Origin of the sequence: Aminobacter sp. SR38, from assembly GCF_014843375.1 — a bacterium.
GTDB classification, from domain to species: Bacteria; Pseudomonadota; Alphaproteobacteria; order Rhizobiales; family Rhizobiaceae; genus Aminobacter; species Aminobacter ciceronei.
This window is the reverse complement of sequence record NZ_CP062112.1, coordinates 2,778,593-2,799,160: the sequence shown is the minus strand read 5'-3', so window position 1 is coordinate 2,799,160 and position 20,568 is coordinate 2,778,593. Positions and strand designations below refer to the sequence as shown.

Genomic DNA, 20,568 nt, shown 5'->3' with positions numbered 1-20,568 from the left:
ATCACCCTGCTGCTGCAAGAACGGGTTCAAGAATGGTCGCGTCGGACTGCGAATTGGCGATCACGGTGTCGACATCGATGATGAGGGCGACGCGGCCATCGCCGAGGATGGTTGCGGCGGCGATGCCCGGCACATGCCTGTAGTTGGACTCCAGGCTCTTGATGACGACCTGGCGCTGGCCCTGGATCGTATCGACGAGCAGGGCGCTGCGGCGGCCGCCTTCGGTCTCGACGAGGATTGCCACGCCTGCCAGCGGATCGGTGGCGGTGTTGCGGAAGCCGAGCTCGCGGCCGACGTCGATCAGCGGCGTAAACGCATCGCGGATCGCTATGACCCTGGAGCCGCCGCCGAGGCCGTGCACGTCGGCTGCCTTGGGCTGCAAGGTCTCGATGATCGCCGTCAGCGGCACGACCAGTGTCTGGTCGGCCACCGTCACCACCATGCCGTCGAGCACGGCGAGCGTGAGTGGCAGGCTCATGGTGAAGGTCGAGCCCTTGCCGGGGCGCGAGGTGATCGACAACCGACCGCCAAGACCCTGGATCGAGCGCTTGACCACGTCCATGCCGACGCCGCGGCCGGAGATGTTCGACACTTCCGATGCCGTGGAGAAGCCAGGCAGGAAGATCAGATTGTCGATCTCGTCGTCGGACAGCACGGCGTCGGCTGCGATCAGGCCCTTCTCCACAGCGATCGCCTTGACCCGCGAGCGGTTGATGCCGGCGCCGTCGTCGGCAACCTCAATGACGATCCGGCCCGAGCGGTGCATCGCCGAAAGACGCACAACGCCTTCGGCCGGCTTGCCGGCGGCGATACGCACCTCGGGCTTTTCCAGCCCATGGTCGATGGCGTTGCGGATCATGTGCGTCAATGGGTCGTTCAGGCGGTCGATCACCGTCTTGTCGACTTCGGTGCCTTCGCCGTCAGTGATCAGGCGGACCTGCTTGCCGGTCATGCTGGCGACTTCGCGCACCAGGCGCGGAATGCGCTGGAACACCGACTTCACCGCCTGGGCGCGGATCGCCATGACGCAGTCCTGGATCTCGCGCGTCAGGTGCTCGAGCTCGTCGAGGCCAAGGGCCACGGCGGATCCAGGTACGTGTCCGGCTTCCATGACGCGCTGCGACAGCATCGCCTGGTTGATGACGAGCTCGCCGACGAGGTCGATAAGTCGGTCGACACGCTCGAGATCGGCGCGGATGGTCTGCGGGCACCCGCATTGGCATTGGCGCCGCCTTCGCTGTTGCGCGCCGCGGCAGCCTTGGTCGGCTGGGCCTCGACTTCGGCAACAGCCTCGCGTTCCTCGGCTGATGGCAGCGGGATGATCTCCGCCGTCGTTGCCGGCTGAGCCGCCTCGTCGCCCTGGATGGAGCGGAGCAGGGCAGCGAATGCGTCTTCGGTCGAGTCGGCGCCGGGTTCGGCATCGGAGGAACCGGCATCGGCTGCCTGGATGGTCAGGCTGGAATCCCATTCCACGAATTCGAAGACTTCGCGGATCGCGTCCTCACCCTTTCGGTGGTGAGCCTGATGGTCCATTCAAGATAGGCGCCTTCCGGATCGAGTTCGGCGAGAGACGGCAAGCCGCTTGCGTCGCAGTTGATTTCCAGCTCGCCGAGCCGTTCCAGTTCGCGCAGCACCAGCACCGTCTCGTTGCCCTTGGAATAGAGTTCGGGCCTGGGCTTGAAAGTGATCGTGTAGCTGCGCCCGATATCGACAGGTGCGTCCGAGAAATCGAACGCCACGGTGACGGGCGTGAAGGAGAAGTCGCTCATGTCGTCTTCTTCTTCGGCTTCCGCCTCCACCCGCCGGGGCTCAGTGCGGTGAGCTCGCCGACGAGCACTTCGCTGCGGCCGCTGTCGACCGTGTGGCCATCGCGTGCCGCCGCCACGAGATCTGCCAGAAGGTCGGCGGCGCGCAGCATGACTGCCATGACGTCGGCCGTCGGTTCCAGCGCGCCGTTGCGGACGTGGTCGAGCGTGGTTTCGAAGACATGGGCGAATTGCACCAGGTCTTCTAGGCTGAAGGCGCCAGCGCCGCCCTTGATCGAATGCACCGCGCGGAAAACCGCGTTCACGGTGTCGGGTTCGGCTTCCCCGCGTTCCATCGCGAGAAGGCCGGTTTCCAGTTCGGCGAGTTGTTCCTCGCACTCCTGGAAGAAGGTCTGCTTGACCGCTGCCATTGCGTCCACGGACATGTCTCCCGGTTCAGGCCGACACGCGGCGGATGGCGTCGATCAGCTTGGCAGGATCGAATGGCTTGATGATCCAGCCGGTCGCACCTGCACGGCGGGCGCGATCCTTCTTCTCGGCATCGCTCTCGGTGGTCAGCACCAGGATCGGAATGCCGCGATAGGAGTCGTCTGCACGCACATGCTCGATGAAGCCGAAGCCATCCATGCGGGGCATGTTGATGTCGGTGACGATGACCCGCGGGGTCTCTGTCTTCAGCACCTCGAGGCCATGGACGCCGTCCTCGGCTTGAATGACCCTGTAGCCGGCTTGCGTCAGCGCCAGTTTCAGCATCTCGCGCATGGTGCGAGAATCGTCGACGGTCAAAATGGTCGCGCTCATTCCGGCATCTCCTCCCTGGTGAAATCCGCTTCCGAGAAGCCCAGGAGCCGCAGGCCTTCGACGAAGCCGGGCGTCAGGTTGGTGAAGGAGAGCGCGGTGTCATCCGCGCTCCAGGTTTGTTGTGCCGACAGGAGAACCTGAAGGCATTGACCGCCGATCCGCTCCACGCGCGAGGCATCGATGGTCAGCGCGGTTCCGCGCATTGCGAGCAGGCTTTCGGTCAGAGGCGCTGCCGCCCTGAAGTCCAGCGCTGTCGCAAGCTCGAGTATCCGTTGTGAAGGATCGGACACGGTGGTCATGGCTCGATCAGAACTCCTGCCAGTCGTCGGCCGCCGGGGCGACCGCACGGGCTGCGGAAGAACCGAAGCTTGACGATGCGACCTTCAGTTCCGGCCGTGGCGCGCGCGCCGGAGCCTTGGGGCTCGCCGGGCGGCTGCCTTCGACGACCGAGAGTTTGCCCAGCCGGAACGTGCTGATCTGGCGCGACAGCTCTTCGGTTTCCTGCGACAGCGAGTGGCTTGCCGCGGTCGATTCCTCGACCATCGCGGCGTTCTGCTGTGTGACCTGGTCCATCTGGTTGACCGCCGAGTTGACCTGGTCGAGACCGGTCGACTGCTCATGCGCGCTGGCGGCGATGTTGGTGACGACGGCATTGATCTCGGCCACCTGGAGAACGATGCGCTCCAGTGCCTTGCCGGTCTCGGCGACCAGCTTGACGCCTTCGCCGACCTGGGTCGTCGAAGCGGAGATCAGGCTCTTGATCTCGCGGGCGGCTTCCGCCGAACGCTGGGCCAGTGCGCGCACCTCCGAGGCAACCACGGCGAAGCCGCGTCCAGCGTCGCCGGCGCGAGCCGCTTCGACACCGGCGTTGAGCGCCAGGAGGTTGGTCTGGAAGGCGATCTCGTCGATCACGCCGATGATGCGGCTGATCTGCTCGGACGACTTCTCGATCGTGCCCATGGCATCGATGGCCTTGCGCACCACCACGCCGCTGGTCTCGGCATCGGTCTTGGCCGTCGAGACGACATCACGAGCATGCACTGCACCTTCGGCCGTCTTCTTGACGGTCGCGGTGATCTCGTCGAGCGCAGCTGCGGTCTCTTCGAGGCTTGCGGCCTGCTGTTCGGTGCGGCGCGACAGGTCGTCGGCGGCGGTGTAGATCTCGCCGGTGCCGGCGTGGATCGCCTTCACCGAGGAGGTGATGCTGAGCATCGTCTGCTGCAGCTTCTCAACGGATTCGTTGAAGTCCTGGCGCAGCTTGACCAGCTTGTCGGGGAACGGCGCGTCGATGCGGTGCATCAGGTCGCCCTTCGACAGCGCGTCGAGGCCGTGGCCCAGTGCCGAGATCGCAACCATGTCCTGGCGGTCTTCCTCGGCCTTCTGCGCGGCGCGCAGTGCGGCGTCGTCCTCGGCGCGGCGGCGCGTCTCGGCGGCTTCTGCCTCGAGACGAACCTTCTCGATCGCGGCTTCCTTGAAAGTCTGCACGGCGGACGCCATCTGGCCGACTTCGTCGCGGCGGCCGATGGCCGGAACGACGACCTTGAGGTCACCGGAAGCCAGGCTGCGCATCGCCTGCGTCATGTTGTTGACCGGCGTTGCGATCTGGCTGGAGAGCCACAGCGCGATCACGACGAGGATGGCGATAGTCAGGCCGGCGCTGCCGAGCTGCAGATACTGTGCAGTGGCGATCGCGTCGTTCTTGAGAACGGCGGTTTCGGTCTCCCACCGGGTGATCTCGGCCTGCATCTCTGCAACCGCCTTGCGAACGGTGGCCTGCACCTCAGATGCCCGAACCGAGGACCCGCGCTCGCGGCCCTCTGCGTAGGTAGCTTGATTGCCGGCCAGCTGGACCATCGGGTCGCCGACCTCATTGCGCCAATTCTCGGTCATTGCCCTAAAGTTCTCGACGGCGGCGATGACAGCCTTGTCGTCGATTGGCAGGTTCACAGCTTCGGTGATCGTCTTGTCGACGTTCTTCGAGGTCTCGTGATAGCGCTTGGCTACGTCTTCCCTGAGATTGAGCAAGTAGGTTCGAGCAATGTTGGATCGATCGAGGTGGAGCGCTTCCGCCTTGCCGACGGTGGAAAGCACGCGGCTGGCCACCTCGAGTTCCGCACTGGCAGCTTCAAGCTGGCTGAGGGCGCGCATCATCATCCCGCCGACGACGAGGCTGACGATGACGATCGCCGAGAAGGCAAGCACCAGCTTGCGCGTGATGCTGAGATTGGTTGTGGAGAAGCCCTCTCTGCGGCGGAGCGCCGTAATGGGTGGCTGTTGGATCGAAGGTGGAACTCATTGGGCGTTTCCTTGCCGTAGAGGTAGAACGTGGTTGCCTGGCCCCGACAGGTCTTCTTCGCCGGCAAAGTAAGGCCGATCGCTGGGAAGCGTTTCGCTTCGCACCGCCTGAAGACATGCAGGAATGTGAGTAGGGGATGGCGCCGGCGGCGTCGCCAGCGCGTGTTTTGCTTCGAAAAGGAGGAGATCTAAGAGAGGTTTCTCAAACGTCGCTTATTAGAAAATGCTCATGTCTTGCCTGCTACTTCATTCCCCGAGAGCGCCGACAGGAACCCCTCCCTGTACTTAAAAATTTAGCAATCTCGTTGACTCGACGTATTCAGAAGAAATTACCCAAGTGTAAATGCCGGCAACACTGCCAAGGATCCGAGTCATCAGTACTTGTACGGCAAGAGTCATTCGCGCCGCGCAAGCAATGTGTGAAAGATAAGCCGTCGGTATTGAGAATGATGCGCTTAAGATAAACTAGTACTCTTGCAAGATCACTGGTCAGTTGAATCCGGCTCGATCCTAGTCGGCACCGATCCATGTAAGCCGCCGCTGACAGTCGAATCCGCTGCATTTTCGGCTTTTTCGCACGGTTGCTGCCCGGTGACTCAGGGGAAAGGCGGCTATCGATCTGCCTCATTCTTGCCACAGGTGGCGGTCGACTTGTTGGAGTTCAGAGGTCGATGCGCTGCGAAATTCCGCTGAGTCGTGCAAATTTTTTTGCGGTTTGACGCCGAAGTTGACCTTGAGTCACGCGATCGGCGTTGGTGTCTGCGCGCGCCGGTTGTGAGCCAGTTTTGCAATTCGCCGAACAAGGGGAATCATCGCTTGCTGCACTTGACTTCGGTCGCGCGCGGGCTGCTTCCCTTAGTTGAATCCGCGCGCGTTTTACTTCCTGTCTAGTTGCAGAACGCATCGTCGCTGGCCGCCGAGGACGCTTTGTGCACAAATGAAAATGCCGCCTGGACCATTCCCACACGAATGAATGGCGTCGTTGAAAGTTTGTACACAAACGAAAAAGGCGCCGACTTTGGCCGACGCCTTCACAAGATGGATGCTGGTGGTACCAGCTCGCGGCTAGCTTATCCGATGCGCTGGCCGCTCTTCGGATTGAATACATGCAAGTCGGCAGCACTTACCGACAGCCGGACGGTGTCGTCAGGCTTCACCGCGACCCGCCCCATGGCAAAGACACACGCCTGCTGGCCGGCAAGCCTGGCATAAAATTGCGTCGACAGGCCGAGAGGCTCGACCACCTCGACCCGCACGGCGATGCCGCCATCGCCGGCGACGCGCATATGCTCGGGCCGCAACCCTATCGTCACCTCGTCACCGTCGGCAACCGGCAGGCTGGCCAGTACGGGCAGGCGCTGGCCGTCGCTCAGGACGGCCGCTGCATCATCGCCCGTCCGCCTGACAGTCGCCGGCAGGAAGTTCATGCCCGGCGAGCCGATGAAGCCGGCAACGAAAGCGTTGGCGGGCCGGTCGTAGAGGTCGAGCGGCGCGCCGACCTGCTGGACGACGCCATCATGCATGACGACGATACGGTCGGCCATCGTCATTGCCTCGACCTGGTCGTGGGTGACATAGACCGATGTCGTCTTGAGCTGCTGGTGCAGTGCCTTGATCTCGGTGCGCATATGCACGCGCAGCTTGGCATCCAGGTTGCTGAGCGGCTCGTCGAACAGGAACACCTTAGGGTCGCGCACGATGGCGCGGCCCATGGCGACGCGCTGGCGCTGGCCGCCGGAGAGCTGGCGCGGCAGACGCGCCAACAGCTTGTCGAGCCCGAGCCGGTTCGCCGCGCCATTGACCCTGGTGTCGATCGCGCCCTTCTCGGCCTTCCGAAGCGCCAGGCTGAAGCCCATGTTCGAAGCGACGTTCATGTGCGGATAGAGCGCATAGGACTGGAACACCATGGCGATGTCGCGGTCCTTGGGCGCGACGTCGTTGACGACGCGCTCGCCAATACGGATCTCGCCCGCCGAAACCTCTTCCAGACCGGCGATCATCCTCAGCAAGGTCGACTTGCCGCAACCGGAGGGGCCGACGAGCACCACGAACTCGCCGTCTGAAATCTCGAGGTCAACGGCCTGGAGCACGTTGAGCGAACCGTAATCCTTCTGGACCTTGTTGAGTGTAACCGAAGCCATGGTCCTACCCTTTGACGGCGCCGGCGGTCAGGCCGGTCACAAGATAGCGTTGCAGGAATGCGAAGAAGATGCAGACCGGGATGAGCGCCAGGATCGACGCCGCCATCATCTGTCCCCAGTCGACGGCGAATTTGCCGATGAAGGTGAGCAGTCCAACGGCGAAGGTCTTCTGGCCCTCGCTGGAGATCAGCATCAGCGCGAACAGAAGTTCGCTCCACGCCGCGGTGAAGACGAAGCCGAGCGTCGCCCCCATGCCGGGCAGCGTCAGCGGGATGATGATGCGGCGCAAAGCCTCGAAGCGGGTGCAGCCGTCGATCATCGCCGCTTCCTCCAGGTCTTTCGGTATGCCGTCGAAGAAGGATTGCATCAGGAAGGCCGCGAAGGCGGTGTTGAAGGCGGTGTAGATGATGATCAGCCCGGTCAGGCTGTTGGTCAGGCCGATCTCACCCATGATGCGGTAGATCGGCGGGATGACCATCACCAGCGGGAAGGTCTGCGTCAGCAAAAGGGCTATCGCCACCGTCGTCTTGCCACGGAAGGAGAAGCGCGACATGGCGTAGCCGGCGCCCGAGGCGATGACGGTCACCAGGATGGCCGTGGTCACGGAGACCAGCACGCTGTTGAAGAAGTAGAGTGGAAAATCGCTGGCCTTCAGCACCGTGGCATAGTTCTCGAAGGTCGTCGCCGACGGCCACAGCGTTATGCCTTCGGAATAGAGCAGCGACTGCGGCGTCACCGAGATCTTCAGCGTCCAGTAGATCGGAAACAGCGCGAAGATGACGTAGGCAGCAATGGCGCCGTAGAGCCCGATACCGCCGAGCAGGCGCGCGGAATTGGAGCGTCCGGCAATCATCACGAGTACCTCGCGAGCGAGCGGCGGATGCCGATCAGCACCACCGCATAGACGATGAGAAGGATCAGCAGCAGCACTGCCACCGCCGAGGCGTAACCCTTGTCGAGCGACTTGAAGGCGCTGACATAGATGTAGGTGGCGACCGTGTTGGTCGAGCCGGCCGGTCCGCCCGAGGTCATGACGAAGATCAGGTCGGCGAAGGTCGCGATCCAGATCGTGCGCAGCATGACGGTGATGGCGATTGTCGGCGCCAGGAACGGCAGCGTCACTTTGGAAAAGCGCTGCCATGGCGAGGCGCCGTCGATGGCCGCGGCCTCGTGCAGCTCGGACGGGATCGACTTCAGTGCCGCCAGAAGCGTGATGGCGAAGAACGGGATGCCGAACCAGACATTGGCGATGATCGGCCCCCACATGGCGATCTTGGGATCGGCCAGGATATTGCTCGGCTCGGCCATGATGCCCATGGCGTAGAGCCAATGCGGCAGCGGCCCGACGATCGGGTTGAACAGCCAGGCCCAGGTGAGGCCGGACAGGAAGGATGGTACCGCCCAGGGCAGGAACACCACCGCCTGCACCATCTTGCGGCCCCAGAACGGCCGGTCGAGCAGGAGCGCCAGGCCGAGTCCAAGGAAGAACTGGAAGAACAGGCTGCCGACGGTCCACCACAGCGTGTTGACCAGCGCTTGGGCAAGCAGCGGATCGGAAAACAGTGCCTGGTACTGGCCGAGGCCCACATATTCGGACTTGAAGGCCGAGAATTTACGAAACGAATAGCTGATGCCGATGATCAGCGGCACGAGCAGCACCGTGACCAGCAGGATCAGGGCTGGGCTGAGATAAAGCCACGGCTCGAAGCCGGGCAGGACGGAACCCTGCGCCCCGCCTTGCGGGGCGAATTCGATCGGCGACTGCAGTGATCATGGGCGACGCTTTCGGGCGATGCTTTCGGCATGGCGAAAGATCGCCCCTCGCGCGCGACCTCGTCTCCGCGGGAGAAAGGGCTTGGCGGCGATGCCGGCATGACCGCGAAACGCGGTCGCGAGGGGCAGCAAAGGAGCCCTGGCGACAGGGCAGGGTTGGCGGGACATCGCTGCCCCGCCATGGCCGTTACTTCTTGTTTTTGGCCATCCAGTCCTGCTGTTCCTTGGTCAGGAACGCAGCCCACTCGTCGGCGATGTCCTTCGCCGTGCGCTGGCCGAGGAGCACCTCCTGGACATTCTTGACCGAGACCTGGTCATAGAAGTTGCCGAGGTTTTCGAGATGCACCGGCGGCGTCACGAACTCGAACTTGTCGGGATTGTTCAGCTCCTCGAACCAGCCCTTGAACTGCTCGGTCTTGAAGTGCGGATCGTCGGCGGCGCTGTTGTGGATCGGCAGCACGCCGACTTCCTTGGCCCAGCCGATATTGTTTGCCGGCGAAAGCAGCGTCGACATCAGCTTCCAGGCGTCGTCCTTGACCTTGGAACTGGCGAACATCGACCACCCGGCATAGCCGAGCGTCGGATAGGATTTTCCAGACGGACCGGCCGGCATCGGGGCCACGGCGAAGTCTTCCGCCTTCATCTTTTCGGCGATGCCGATCAGCGCGTCCGGATCCTGGTCGAGCATGGCGCATGTGCCGGAGTAGAAGCCGGTGACGATCTCGTTGAAGCCCCAGCTGACGCTGTCCTTGGGCGCGTAGCCTTCCTTGTAGATGTCGGCCAGCATCTGCAGGCCCTTGACCGAGCCTTCCTCGTTGATGGTCGAGGTGCCGTCCTCGTTGAAGTAGCCGCCCTTGCCGTTGGCGATGTTCATGAACATCTGCACACCGTTGAAGCCGCCAGGGCCGCCGCGCATGCAGTAGCCATACTTGCCTGGAATGGCTGAGATCTTCTTGTTGGCGTCCATGAACTCGTCGAGCGTCGTCGGCGCATGGTCGAGGCCGGCTTCCTTGAACAGCTTCTTGTTCCAGAACATGGCGCGCAGGTAGTAGCCGTAGGGAAGCATGTACTGCTTGCCGTCGACGACGGAACCGAACTGCTTGGCGCGGTCGCCGAGCGTTGCGGCGTCACCCCACTTGGCCATGTAGGGCGTGAGATCCTCGAGCTGGCCGTTGGTGCCGTAGAGGCCGAGCCAGCGCTCGGGCATCTCGACGATGTCGGGCGTGTCGCCGGCCTGGACCATGGTCAGGAATTTTTCGAAGGCCTGACCCCAGGGCAGCGAGACGAGCTCGACCTTGATGCCCGGATTGGCGGTCTCGAATTCGGCGATCTGCTTTTTCAGGAATTCGGTGCGCGGCGGGCTGGTGATGACCTCCACCATCTTGATTGTCGAGTCGGCGAGCGCCGACCCCGCCGACAATGCGAGGCCCATGGCCGCCGCGAACAACACTCCGTACTTCTTCATTCCAGTCACTCCCATTCTTGGATCTTGAAGTTATTTTCTTGTTGCACTCTCGAAGGCCCGACTGACGTCGGCCCAGAGATCCTCCACGTTTTCCAGCCCGATATTCAGCCTGATGGTTCGCGGGCTGACCCCGAACCGGCCGATCGAATTGGCATCCGGCGTCTGCTGCAGCGAGGCGAGCGCCGGCACCACGAGGCTTTCGTGACCGCCCCAGCTGACGCCGATGCGGAACAGTTTCAGCGCGTCGGTGAAGGCAGGCACGTCGATGTCGTCGGTCACCTCGAAGGAGAACAGGCCGGAATAGCCAGTGAGCGTCTTCTTGCCCGGATGGTTGGAGAAGGCGGGGTGGTTGACGCGCTCGACATGGCCGTGGCCCTTCAGCCGTTCGGCAATCGTCAGCGCGCTCTTCATGTGGTGCGGCAGGCGCAAAGGCAGCGTGCGCAGTCCGCGCAGCAAGAGCCACGCCTCGAAAGGCGACAGCTTGGCGCCGAGATAGGGATAGGTGCGCTCGTTGATGCGGCGAATGTGCTCGGCCGAGCCGGCGACGACGCCGGCAACCGTGTCGCTGTGGCCGCCGAGATATTTCGATGCCGAATGCATGACCACGTCGACGCCGTGCAGGATCGGCTTCTGGAACAGCGGCGTCGCCCACGAATTGTCGATGACGGTGACGATGCCTTGCGCCTTGGCGAGTGCCGCCAACACCTCGAGGTCCTGCAGCTCGAACATCATCGAGGTCGGGCTTTCGAGATAGAGCATCGCCGCGCCCGGCAGTGCTGCCTTCACCGCGTCCGGGTCGGAGCCGTCGACATAATCGACCTTGATGCCGAGATGCGGCAACAGCCGCTCGAACAGGCGGTAGGCGTCGCCGTAGCAGTTGCGGATGGCGACGATGCGCTGACCCGCGCCGACAAAGGCGAGCACGGTCGAGCTGATTGCCGCCATGCCGCTGGAAAATCCGCGCGCCGCGTCGGCCCCTTCAAGGGCGGCGATCTTGCTCTCGAATTCCATGACCGTCGGGTTGTTGCCGCGCGAATAGATCGGCTTGGTGCTGCGCCCGGCAAACACGTCCGCCATCTCGGCATAGCTGTCGAAAGTGAACAGCGATGTCTGGTAGATCGGCGGAACCACAGCGCCGCCGGGGAACGGCTCGTCATGGGCCAGCAAGGTCGCCGCCTCGGCTATGAAATCGCGCTCGCACTCGCTGTTCATTTGTATCCCGCACGTTTGAGATTGGCGTCGCCGCGGCGAAGGTCGGCCTCGACGGTGGCGATCAGTTTCAGCGCTTCGCCGCGCGCTCCTTCGGCGTCGCCAGCCGCAATCCGCTCGTAGACCGTGCGGTGATAGGGAAAGCTGGCGTGGCCGAAATCGCGGACGCCCAGCGGATGCTCCCAGAAACGGTGGAACAGCTCATGCATTGCCGAGATGATCTGTTCGAACAGCGGATTGCCCGACACGCGGTAGATCGCCTGGTGGAAATCCCAGTCTTCGTCCGAGGACATGCCGGCGCGGCTGTGGAAGGCTTCTTCCATGACCTCGAGCTTCTGGCGGATGATCTCGACTTCGGCCGGACCGGCGCGCAGGGCGCACAGGGCGGCGGCTTCGGCCTCGAGGCCACGGCGGATTTCCAGCGTGTGCATCAGGCTTTCGAAGTCGTTGCCCGAGGCAAATGTCAGCGGCAGATGCAGCATGTCGCGCGATACCGCCGCCTTGAGATAGGTGCCGCTGCCCTGGCGGCGTTCCACCAAGCCAAGTCCTTCCCAGCGCGTCAGCGCCTCGCGCACGGTAGTGCGGCTGACCTTCAGCCGCTCCGACAGGACGCGCTCGGTCGGCAACCGGTCGCCGGGCTTGAGCTCTTCGTGGATGACGAAGTCTGCCAGCACGTTGAGGACTGCATCATCGCGCGCAGTGGCTTGAGGGAGGCAGGTCGAGCACGTCGCGGCCTTCAAATGGTACAATGGTCAGACCAATTTCTGCATGGCAAGTTGCGGCTGTCAATCGCGAATGTCAGGAAAGTTCAGGAGCGACTGACCGGACACCGGTCGTGGGCAACTGATACGAGGCGTCTGGCGATGCTGGATGCCGCGTCGAGATGAGTGTTGTTGACGGTCGTGGTCAACTGGTCGGCAGGGTCATCTTTGCAATGTTTTCAAAGCCTTGCGGACAATGCGATGCACAATAGGCCGCCTCCGAGGTCGGAGGGCGGCCTATTGCGACAAGACAGTCAGCTGGGCGACGAGGGTCGTAGCATCGGAAAACGCAGGCACGGCCTGGCGCCCGCGCGACAGCTGATGTTTTCAGGCGTAGCGCGACAGAGCGAGGTCGGAGACGTCGATCTCGGGACGGACGCCGCCGATCATGTCGGCCAGCACCCGGCCCGAACCGCAGGCCATGGTCCAGCCCAGCGTGCCGTGGCCGGTGTTGAGGTAGAAGTTGTCGAACTGGTGCGTCCGATGACCGGCGTGCCATCCGGCGTCATCGGCCTCAGCCCGCTCCAGAAGGTGGCGCGGCTCTGGTCGGCGGCGCCGCCGAACAGGTCCTCGACCGAGAACTGCAGCGTTGCCTTGCGCGACGGCGACAGGTCGGTGTTGAAGCCGGCGATCTCGGCCATGCCGCCGACGCGGATACGGTCGCCGAGGCGGGTAATGGCGATCTTGTAGGTGTCGTCCATGATCGTCGACACCGGCGCCTTGCTCTCGTCGACGATAGGCACGGTGATCGAATAGCCCTTGACCGGATAGACCGGGACCCGGAGGCCCAGCGGCTTGACGAAGGACGGCGTGAAGCTGCCGAGTGCGCCGACGAACATGTCGGCCTCGACATCGCCTTCCGAGGTGCGGACGGCGACGATGCGCTTGCCTTCCTGGCGCAGGCTTTCCAGCTTCACATTGTAGCGGAACTCGACGCCGAGCTGTTCCGCGAGTTTGGCCAGCTCGTTGGTGAACTTGAAGCAGTCGCCGGTCTCGTCATTCGGCAGGCGCAGGCCGCCGGCGATCTTCTCGCGCACCGGCGCCAGGCCCGGTTCGGCACCGACGCAGCCGGCGGGATCGAGCACTTCGTAAGGCACGCCGTCGCTCTGCAGCACCTCGATGTCCTTGGCCATGCCGTCGAGCTGCTTCTGGTAGCGGAACAGCTGCAGCGTGCCCTGCGTGCGGTGGTCATACTGGATGCCGGTATCGTCGCGCAGCGCAATCAGCTGGTCGCGGCTGTATTCGGCGAGGCGGACCATGCGGCTCTTGTTGAGCGCGTAGCGGGCCGAGGTGCAGTTGCGCAGCATTGCCGTCACCCAGCGCCAGGTCGAGACGTCGAGCATCGGCTGGATGATCAGCGGCGCGTGCTTCATGAACAGCCACTTCATCGCCTTTGCGGAATGCCGGGAGCGGCCCAGGGCGAGGCATAGCCGGGCGAGATTTCGCCGGCATTGGCAAAGCTGGTTTCCAGCGCCGGACCGGCCTGGCGGTCGAGCACGGTCACCTTGTGACCCTGCTTGGCCAGGTAGTAGGCAGAGGTGACGCCGATGACACCGGCACCGAGAATGACTATGCGCATGATTGCCCCTGTGGTTTAGCGCGCTGCCGGGCTGAGGTAGCGGCGTCTGCAGCGCCGGCCCAGGCTGGTCAGGATTTCGTAGGAAATGGTGCCGGCATCCGACGCGATCATTTCGAGCGTCTGGTGCGGGCCGATCAGTTCGACCATGTCGCCAAGCTTCAATGTTCCGGTCGGCAAGCCGGTGACGTCGAGAATGATGCTGTCCATCGACACGCGCCCGACGATCGGCAGGCGCACGTCACCGAACCAGGCAGCGCCTGAATTGCTGAGATGGCGCGGCAGGCCGTCGGCATAACCTGCGGCGATGGTGGCGAGCCGCATTTCGGACCTGGCGACGAAGCTTGCCCCATAGCCCACCTCGGCACCCGCCGTCACGGTGCGGGTCTGGACGACGCCGACGTCGAGGCGGACCACCTGCTGCATCGGATTGACGCCCTCGCCGAGCGGCGCGCCGCCATAGAGCGCTATGCCCGGGCGGGCGAGATCGCCATGAAAATCGTCGCCCAGGAAGATGCCGGCGGAATTGGCAAAGGACAGCTTGGCATCGGGGAAGCGTGCGCGCACGTCCCGCATGCGTCCGAGCTGGCGGGCGTTGGCATCATGCGCCGGCTCGTCGCCGCAGGCGAGATGGCTCATCACGATGTCGATATGGATGCCGTCGAGCCGGTGTGGTTCGGCGATCAGCGTTTCCAGCTCCTGCGGCTCGAGCCCGAGCCGCGACATGCCGGTGTCGGCCTGGAGTGCTGCCGGCAACGTCACGTTGCGCGCCCTTGATGTGGCCGACCAGTTGGCGACCTGTTCGAGCGAGTTCAGCACCGGCACCACGCCGAGGTCGGCGCAATCGGCCTCGCTGCCCGGCATCAGACCGTTGAGCACCAGGATGCGTGCGTCAGCAGTGAGATGCGGCTTCAGCCTGACCGCTTCGATGAAATGGGCGACGAAGAAGTCGCGGCACCCGGCGGCGTATAGAACCGGGGCAACCTCGGCCACGCCGAGCCCATAGGCATCGGCCTTGACCACCGCCGCGGTCCTTTCAGGCGCGTTGCGCTGGCTCAGCTGCCGATAGTTCTCGACCAGAGCGTCGAGATCGATGGTCAGCACGCCGCATGCCGCACGGCTCTCAATGTCGCTTTGCACGCCCATTGTCATATCAGGAAATTGTCCTCACCTTCGCCAAAGAATATCGCAATGATCGGCGAAAATCTTGCCAATGTGATGACGATCATGCGAACTGTGCGTAATCTGTGCAATTTTCGAAGCGTTGTTGAAAGGAACAGCGATGCCCTCTCTGGACGCCATCGACCGCGGCATCATCCGGGCATTGCGCGCCAATGCGCGCGTCAGCAATGCCAGCCTCGCGGCCGAGGTTGGCCTGTCGCCATCAGCCTGTCTCAGACGGGTGCAGTTGCTGGAGCAGGAAGGGGTCATCAGGGGCTACACCGCGATCATCGGCAATGCCGCGGCCGACGAGGGCATCGCCGTCATCGTCCAGATTACGCTGGAGCGGCAGACCGAGGAGTATTTCAACCGCTTCGAGCTCGCGGTGCGGCGCTACCCCGAGATCAAGGAGTGCTACCTGATGACCGGCGATTCCGACTATTTCCTGCGTGTCGAAGTGGCCAGTGCCGGCGATTTCGAGCGCGTGCACAAGGAGATCTTGTCAGCGCTGCCGGGCCTCGCCCGGATCCATTCGAGCTTCTCGATCCGCAACATCCTGCAGTCGAAACGGCCGAAGACGTCTTGAAGAAAAGCCGGCGCCCTGGTGGTACGCCGGCTTTGTTGTCAGTGTCAGACGGCTGACTGGGTCACGAATTTGGTGACCAGATAGGCTTCGAGCGCTTCCGTGCCGCCTTCTGAACCGTAACCGCTGTCCTTGACGCCGCCGAACGGCGTTTCGGGCAATGCCAGGCCGAGATGGTTGATCGTCAGCATGCCGGTTTCGATCTCGGCGCCGAGGTCGGTGACCGTCTTGTTCGACTTGGTGAAGGCATAGGCCGCGAGGCCGTAGGGCAGGCGGTTGGCCTCGGTGACGACGTCCTCGAAGGTCCTGAACGGCATCACCAGCGCCACCGGGCCGAAGGGCTCCTCGTTCATGATGCGCATGTCGGTGCGCACGCCCGACAGCACCGTCGGCTCGAAATAGGAGCCCTTGTTGCCGATGCGCTTGCCGCCAGTCTCGAGTCTGGCGCCGTCGGCTACCGCCTCGGTGATCAGCTTTTCGACCGCTTCCAGCCGGCGTTCATTGACCAGCGGGCCCATGCGGCTGCTGGCCTCCAGGCCGTCGCCGACCTTCACGCCCTTGGCATGCTCGACGAACTTGCCGAGGAAGCGGTCGTAGGCGCCTTCCTGGATCAGGAAGCGCGTCGGCGACACGCAGACCTGGCCGCCGTTGCGGAACTTCGACGCGGCGAGCGTCGCTGCGGCTGCGTCGACATCGGCATCGTCGAACACCATCACCGGTGCATGGCCGCCAAGCTCCATCGTCGCGCGCTTCATGTGGGTGCCGGCCAGCGCCGCCAGATGCTTGCCGACCGGTACAGAGCCGGTGAACGACACCTTGCGGATGACCGGATGCGGCACGAGGTAGCCGGAGATTTCGGGCGGGTTGCCATAGACGAGGTTGAGCACGCCGTCGGGCAGGCCGGCATCCCTGAACACATCGGCGAGGCAGGCGGGCGACGCCGGCGTCTCTTCCGGTGGCTTGACGATGATCGAGCAGCCGGTGGCAAGGGCTGCGCCGATCTTGCGTGCCGCCTGCGAAATCGGGAAGTTCCAAGGCGTGAACGCTGCCACCGGACCGACCGGCTCCTTGACGACGATCTGCTGGATGCCGGGCGCACGGGCCGGAATGACGCGGCCATAGGTGCGGCGGCCTTCCTCGGCGAACCAGTCGAACAGGTCGGCTGAGGAGAGCACTTCCATCCTGGCTTCGCCGACCGGCTTGCCCTGTTCCTGCGTCAGCAGTGTCGCGATCGCATCGGCGCGTTCGCGTAAGATGTCGGCGGCGCGGCGCAGCACCTTGGAGCGGTCGTAGGGCGACACCTTACGCCAGATCTTGAAGCCGCGCTCGGCGGCGGCGAGTGCCCGGTCGAGGTCGCCCTTGCCGGCCGAGGCGACCTTGCCGATCACCTCGTTGGTGGCGGGGTTGTAGACGTCGATGGTCCTGCCGCCTTCGGCCGCCGTCCATTTGCCATCGATGAACAATTTCACTTCGGGGTACATGCTGTGTCCTTGCTGGGTCGTTCGTGAGCGGGTGAAGAGGGGGCTGGCGTCGCCGGGCGGCGGGTCACGCCTCGAATGATGCGCTAGACATAGGTTCGCTTCAGCTTCCGTGCCACCAGTTCGGCGATTGCCAGCGACGAGGTCAGCCCCGGGCTTTCGATGCCGAACAGATTGACCAGTCCACTGAGGCCGTGGACCTCCGGGCCTTGGATGACGAAATCGGCAGCCGGCTCGCCGGGCCCGACAAGTTTGGGGCGGATGCCGCTGTAGGTCGCACCCAGGCTGTCGTCGGCGAGGCCGGGCCAATATTTCCGGATCTCGCCATAGAAGTGGTCGGCCCGTCGCGGATCGACCGCGTAGTCCTTGGTCTCGATCCACTCGACATCGGGGCCGAAGCGCATGCCGCCATTGAGGTCGAGCGTCAGATGCACGCCGAGCCCGCCCGGTTCAGGCACCGGATAGATCAGCCGTGAAAACGCCGGCTTGCCTGACACCGAGAAATAATTGCCCCGGGCATAAAGCAGCGCGGGCACGAATTTCGGGGCGAGCCCCGCCAGCGATGCGGCGAGCCTGTTCGCGCCAAGGCCGGCGGCGTTGACGACATGCCGTGCTGCGATCTCGAAACCTGCGCCGCTCGAGCTGTCCAGTGTCTGCAGCACGAAACGGCCCGCTTCGATCCGGCCGGAAACGATCTCGGTGTTGAGGCTGAGAAAGGCGCCATGCTCCTCGGACTCACCGAGCAGTGACAGCATCAGTGCATGGCTGTCGACGATGCCGGTCGATGGCGACAGCACGGCGGCGTGGCAGGCAAGAGACGGCTCCATCGCTTGCGCTTCGGTGGCGTCGAGCAGCACGAGGTCATCGACGCCGTTGGCCCGAGCCTTGTTGATGATGCCTTTCAACGTCGGCACCTGCTCCGGCAGCGTTGCCACGATCAGCTTGCCGCAGCGCTTGTGCGGAACGCCGCGCTCTGTGGCATAGGCGTAGAGCATGTCGCGGCCTTTGACGCACAGCTCGGCCTTCAGGCTGCCCTCGGGATAGTAGATGCCGGCGTGGATCACTTCCGAGTTGCGCGAACTGGTTTCGGTGCCGATGGCATCAGCCGCTTCGACGACGATCGTCTCCATGCCGCGCCGGCTGAGTTCCCGCGCCACGGCGAGACCAATGACGCCGGCGCCGGCGATGATGCAGTCGACCGTCTCCATGGTCAGCCGGCACTCCCGGTCGGCTTCAGCGCCGCGAGCTGCTCGATGATGGCCGAGCTTGCGCCGCGGATGTCGTCGACGATGGCGCGCTCGGCCCGGTCGGCGTCGCGGGCCTCGATGGCTAACAGGATCATGTGGTGATAGTCGATCATCGCCCGCCCGCCATGCTGGTAGGACGCCGCGATCATCGGCCCCATCTGCAGCCACAGCCGGTTGAGGATGCCGCGCAGCACGGTCATGCCGGCGATCTCGGCCAGCGCAAAATGGAAGGTCTGGTTCAGTTCCAGCGCCGCCGGCCAGTCCGCAGCGGCAATGGCCTGCTCGTTGCGCGTGACGAGTTCGCGCAGCCGCTCGATGTCCCTGGCCTCGGCCTTCAGCGCTGTCTCGCGCGCGGCAAGCCCCTCCAGCTTCATCCTGATCTGACGGATTTCGAGATAACGCTCCAGCGTCATGACAGGCACGCGTACTTCGCGCGCCGACTTCTGCACCAGCGCCTCGTCCTGGATCAGGCGCAGTATGGCATCGCGCACCGGTGTCACCGACGTACCCAGCGACTGCGCCAGGTCGCGGATGGTCAGGCGCGCGTCGGGCGCGAAGCGTCCCTTGATCAGCGCGTCGGACAGCTGGCCGTAGACAATCTCGCCGAGATTGTCGTGCTCAACCATCTGCAAGGCGAAGCCTTCGGTCATCGGTTTCCTTCGCTCATCTGCTCATTGTCCGGCCTCGCATGGCGCCGGGTTCAGGTCGCGTGCCCCTTTGTCGGTACTGGGCAGCTGCGGCACCCTGGCCTTATCTGGCCTGCCCGTGCCGCTTCTCTGGCCCTTGACATTGGTCCACACGAAAAACATGATGCATCAAACAACAATTTACGGATTTTGCAAGCGGTCGCTGACCGCGAACGCAAGATCATCGACATCGTCGCCCTGCCGGCGACGCTTCATCCAGTGAGGAACGACAATGGACAGCCAGCCGAATTCGCCCGAGGCGCGCGACAAGAAATTCCACATGCACGCCTACACCAATGCCCGCCGCCACCAGGAGGTCGGGCCGCTGATCATCGAAAAGGGCGACGGCATCTATGTCGAGGACATCTCGGGCAAGCGCTACATCGAGGCGATGTCGGGACTGTGGAGCGTCGGCGTCGGCTTCTCCGAGAAGCGCCTCGTCGATGCCGCAACGAAGCAGATGGCCAAGCTGCCCTACTACCACAGCTTCACCCATAAAGGGCACTCGCCGCTGATCGACCTCGCCGAGAAGCTGGTGACGATGGCGCCGGTGCCGATGAGCAAGGCGTTCTTCACCAATTCCGGATCCGAGGCCAATGACACGGCCATGAAGATGATCTGGTTTCGCTCCAATGCGCTCGGCCAGCCCGAGCGCAAGAAGATAATCTCGCGCAAGCGTGCATATCACGGCGTCACCATCGCTTCCGCCAGCCTCACCGGCCTGCCCAACAACCATCTGTCCTTCGACCTGCCGATCGCCAATGTGCTGCACACATCGTCGCCACACCACTGGCGTGAGGCGCTGCCTGGCGAGACCGAGCAGCAGTTCTCGACCCGTCTCGCCGACGATCTGGAAAAGCTGATCCTTGCCGAGGGGCCCGAAACCATCGCCGCGATGTTCGGCGAGCCGGTCATGGGTGCCGGCGGCGTCGTCGTCCCGCCGGCCGGCTATTGGGAGAAGATCCAGGCCGTTCTCAAGAAGTACGACATCCTGCTCGTCGCCGACGAAGTCATCTGCGGCTTCGGCCGCACTGGCAACATGTTTGGCTCGGAGACCTACGCCATGCAGCCCGACATCATGGTCATGTCGAAGCAGATCTCGTCGTCCTATCTGCCGATCTCGGCGCTGATGATCAACGACAAGGTGTTCGAGCCGATCGCCGACGAAAGCAACCGCATCGGCACCTTCGGTCACGGCTTCACCGCCGGCGGTCATCCGGTCGCCGCCGCCGTTGCGCTCGAAAATCTCAAGATCATCGAGGAACGCAATTTGGTCGCCAACGCCCGCGAGGTCGGCGCCCACATGCAGAAGCGCCTGGCGAAAATCGCCGCGCACGATCTCGTCGGCGAGGTCCGCGGTGTCGCCCTCATCGGCGCCATGGAGTTGGTCACCGACAAGGCAACCAAGGCGCCATGGGGCTCCGCCGGCGCACTTGGCGGCCTGGTCAACGGCCTGCTGCAGCAGAATGGCATCATCTCCCGCAACATGGGTGACGCGCTTGCCTTCTGCCCGCCGCTGATCATCAACGACAAGCAGGTCGACGACATCTTCGACGCCGTCGAGAGGTCGCTCGACGAGGCAGCGAAGCAGGTCAAGGCCTGATCGCCGATTCAACCAGGCAACAG

Annotated in this window: 15 protein-coding genes and 2 pseudogenes; 2 read left to right on the top strand and 15 right to left on the bottom strand. The window is 63.7% G+C overall.

The window, feature by feature from the left end:
* Position 1: 1 nt before the first annotated feature.
* From IG197_RS13670 to alr, 12 genes and pseudogenes are all read right to left on the bottom strand, one after another.
* A pseudogene (locus IG197_RS13670) lies at positions 2-2,176 on the bottom strand (chemotaxis protein CheA).
* 25 nt (positions 2,177-2,201) lie between these two features.
* Positions 2,202-2,567, bottom strand: a complete 366-nt coding sequence (locus IG197_RS13665) for a response regulator (protein ID WP_182576065.1) — start codon at positions 2,565-2,567, stop codon at positions 2,202-2,204.
* Complete coding sequence (locus IG197_RS13660) at positions 2,564-2,866, bottom strand: STAS domain-containing protein (RefSeq protein WP_192319482.1); 303 nt, start codon at positions 2,864-2,866, stop codon at positions 2,564-2,566. The genes IG197_RS13665 and IG197_RS13660 overlap by 4 nt, the downstream gene beginning before the upstream one ends.
* Before the next feature lie 7 nt (positions 2,867-2,873).
* Positions 2,874-4,769, bottom strand: coding sequence for a methyl-accepting chemotaxis protein (locus IG197_RS13655; RefSeq protein ID WP_210346914.1), 1,896 nt, complete (start codon positions 4,767-4,769; stop codon positions 2,874-2,876).
* Positions 4,770-5,932: 1,163 nt separating this feature from the next.
* The gene (locus IG197_RS13650) at positions 5,933-7,003 is read right to left on the bottom strand and encodes an ABC transporter ATP-binding protein (RefSeq protein WP_154387176.1); all 1,071 of its coding nucleotides are present in this window, start codon (positions 7,001-7,003) and stop codon (positions 5,933-5,935) included.
* 4 nt (positions 7,004-7,007) lie between these two features.
* Complete coding sequence (locus tag IG197_RS13645; protein ID WP_192319747.1) at positions 7,008-7,856, bottom strand: carbohydrate ABC transporter permease; 849 nt, start codon at positions 7,854-7,856, stop codon at positions 7,008-7,010.
* Positions 7,856-8,758, bottom strand: a complete 903-nt coding sequence (locus tag IG197_RS13640) for a carbohydrate ABC transporter permease (RefSeq protein ID WP_192319745.1) — start codon at positions 8,756-8,758, stop codon at positions 7,856-7,858. The genes IG197_RS13645 and IG197_RS13640 overlap by 1 nt, the downstream gene beginning before the upstream one ends.
* A gap of 205 nt (positions 8,759-8,963) precedes the next feature.
* The gene (locus IG197_RS13635) at positions 8,964-10,241 is read right to left on the bottom strand and encodes a sugar ABC transporter substrate-binding protein (RefSeq protein ID WP_067955461.1); all 1,278 of its coding nucleotides are present in this window, start codon (positions 10,239-10,241) and stop codon (positions 8,964-8,966) included.
* A gap of 30 nt (positions 10,242-10,271) precedes the next feature.
* The gene (locus IG197_RS13630) at positions 10,272-11,453 is read right to left on the bottom strand and encodes a PLP-dependent transferase (RefSeq protein WP_192319480.1); all 1,182 of its coding nucleotides are present in this window, start codon (positions 11,451-11,453) and stop codon (positions 10,272-10,274) included.
* Positions 11,450-12,190: a FadR/GntR family transcriptional regulator gene (locus IG197_RS13625; protein ID WP_192319743.1), complete on the bottom strand. Its 741-nt coding sequence runs from the start codon at positions 12,188-12,190 to the stop codon at positions 11,450-11,452. The genes IG197_RS13630 and IG197_RS13625 overlap by 4 nt, the downstream gene beginning before the upstream one ends.
* Positions 12,191-12,538: 348 nt before the next feature.
* A pseudogene (locus IG197_RS13620) lies at positions 12,539-13,790 on the bottom strand (D-amino acid dehydrogenase).
* Positions 13,791-13,805: 15 nt separating this feature from the next.
* On the bottom strand, positions 13,806-14,939 hold the full coding sequence (gene alr / locus IG197_RS13615) for an alanine racemase (RefSeq protein ID WP_192319478.1): 1,134 nt from the start codon (positions 14,937-14,939) through the stop codon (positions 13,806-13,808).
* A gap of 130 nt (positions 14,940-15,069) precedes the next feature.
* On the opposite strand from alr, the gene IG197_RS13610 reads away from it, so the two are divergent.
* Positions 15,070-15,534, top strand: coding sequence for an Lrp/AsnC family transcriptional regulator (locus IG197_RS13610; RefSeq protein WP_067955455.1), 465 nt, complete (start codon positions 15,070-15,072; stop codon positions 15,532-15,534).
* A 44-nt stretch (positions 15,535-15,578) separates the two neighbouring features.
* On the opposite strand, the gene IG197_RS13605 is transcribed toward IG197_RS13610, so the two are convergent.
* The 3 genes from IG197_RS13605 to IG197_RS13595 form a co-directional block, all read right to left on the bottom strand.
* The gene (locus IG197_RS13605; RefSeq protein WP_192319477.1) at positions 15,579-17,012 is read right to left on the bottom strand and encodes an NAD-dependent succinate-semialdehyde dehydrogenase; all 1,434 of its coding nucleotides are present in this window, start codon (positions 17,010-17,012) and stop codon (positions 15,579-15,581) included.
* An 83-nt stretch (positions 17,013-17,095) separates the two neighbouring features.
* Entirely contained in the window at positions 17,096-18,217 is a 1,122-nt protein-coding gene (locus tag IG197_RS13600) for an NAD(P)/FAD-dependent oxidoreductase (RefSeq protein WP_192319475.1), read from the bottom strand.
* A gap of 2 nt (positions 18,218-18,219) precedes the next feature.
* Entirely contained in the window at positions 18,220-18,906 is a 687-nt protein-coding gene (locus IG197_RS13595; protein ID WP_067955451.1) for a GntR family transcriptional regulator, read from the bottom strand.
* A gap of 268 nt (positions 18,907-19,174) precedes the next feature.
* On the opposite strand from IG197_RS13595, the gene IG197_RS13590 reads away from it, so the two are divergent.
* Entirely contained in the window at positions 19,175-20,545 is a 1,371-nt protein-coding gene (locus tag IG197_RS13590) for an aspartate aminotransferase family protein (RefSeq protein WP_192319473.1), read from the top strand.
* Positions 20,546-20,568 lie beyond the last annotated feature (23 nt).

Coding starts and splice junctions, on each gene's coding strand:
- IG197_RS13660 (WP_192319482.1), bottom strand. CDS start 2,866: ATGACCACCGTGTCCGATCCTTCACAACGGATACTCGAGCTTGCGACA.
- IG197_RS13595 (WP_067955451.1), bottom strand. CDS start 18,906: ATGACCGAAGGCTTCGCCTTGCAGATGGTTGAGCACGACAATCTCGGC.
- IG197_RS13650 (WP_154387176.1), bottom strand. CDS start 7,003: ATGGCTTCGGTTACACTCAACAAGGTCCAGAAGGATTACGGTTCGCTC.
- alr (WP_192319478.1), bottom strand. CDS start 14,939: ATGACAATGGGCGTGCAAAGCGACATTGAGAGCCGTGCGGCATGCGGC.
- IG197_RS13605 (WP_192319477.1), bottom strand. CDS start 17,012: ATGTACCCCGAAGTGAAATTGTTCATCGATGGCAAATGGACGGCGGCC.
- IG197_RS13645 (WP_192319747.1), bottom strand. CDS start 7,856: ATGATTGCCGGACGCTCCAATTCCGCGCGCCTGCTCGGCGGTATCGGG.
- IG197_RS13630 (WP_192319480.1), bottom strand. CDS start 11,453: ATGAACAGCGAGTGCGAGCGCGATTTCATAGCCGAGGCGGCGACCTTG.
- IG197_RS13665 (WP_182576065.1), bottom strand. CDS start 2,567: ATGAGCGCGACCATTTTGACCGTCGACGATTCTCGCACCATGCGCGAG.
- IG197_RS13600 (WP_192319475.1), bottom strand. CDS start 18,217: ATGGAGACGGTCGACTGCATCATCGCCGGCGCCGGCGTCATTGGTCTC.
- IG197_RS13610 (WP_067955455.1), top strand. CDS start 15,070: ATGCCCTCTCTGGACGCCATCGACCGCGGCATCATCCGGGCATTGCGC.
- IG197_RS13635 (WP_067955461.1), bottom strand. CDS start 10,241: ATGAAGAAGTACGGAGTGTTGTTCGCGGCGGCCATGGGCCTCGCATTG.
- IG197_RS13590 (WP_192319473.1), top strand. CDS start 19,175: ATGGACAGCCAGCCGAATTCGCCCGAGGCGCGCGACAAGAAATTCCAC.